The organism is Acidovorax sp. IB03 (assembly GCF_016406015.1).
Lineage (GTDB): Bacteria > Pseudomonadota > Gammaproteobacteria > Burkholderiales > Burkholderiaceae_C > Acidovorax > Acidovorax temperans.
On sequence record NZ_JAEFCH010000098.1, the window covers coordinates 1 to 671 of the forward strand.

At 64.5% G+C, this 671-nt stretch carries 1 pseudogene; it reads left to right on the plus strand.

The annotated features are described in order from the left end of the window. Window positions 1-473: pseudogene (locus tag IHV84_RS20220) on the plus strand (IS91 family transposase); the annotation flags it as partial. Between the last annotated feature and the right edge of the window lie 198 nt (window positions 474-671).

Below are 671 nucleotides of genomic sequence, written 5' to 3' on the forward strand. Positions count from 1 at the left end.
TGGCACCCAACTCGCCGCTCAGGGCTGCGGTGACGGCGCTGGCGACACCGGCGCAAGCCGCTCCCGTGCTGGGCGCGTCGATCAGCACGGGGGAGTGCGCGCCTGGTGTGGTACCGATGAGCAGCGCGCTGCCATCCCAGAGCGAGCCGGTGCTGCCCAAGCGTGCAGCGCACTACCTGTGGGCGGTGCTGATCGCCCGCATCTACGAGGTGTTCCCCCTCTTGTGTCCGCTGTGTGGCGGGCATATGCGCATCATCGCGTTCATTACGCACAGCGCTGACATCCGGCACATCCTGGACCACATCGGGGCAGATTCAGAGCCACCCCGCATCTCCCCGGCGCGCGGGCCACCGCTGTGGGATGACTGTAGTGATGCGCAGATGGATGACGGGGCGCAAACCGAGCCAGCAGACTGGGACCTAGCGGCGCAACCGGCACCGGACTTTGAGGTCGATCAGCGCATCAGTTGGTGAATGAACAAAGCGGCGATTTTGACTTGCCGCGAACTGGCTCTGCGCCCGGTACACGCCGAGCGCCGCAAATCACTCTCCTGAACGCCAAACCCTGGTGGTGAACCTGACACCTGGGCGGGAAAATCGAGTGTCTCAGCCGGCTTGATGGCGCTTCCGCGGTGCGATACTTGGCCTCATGCGGTTAAAACGCCTATCCGT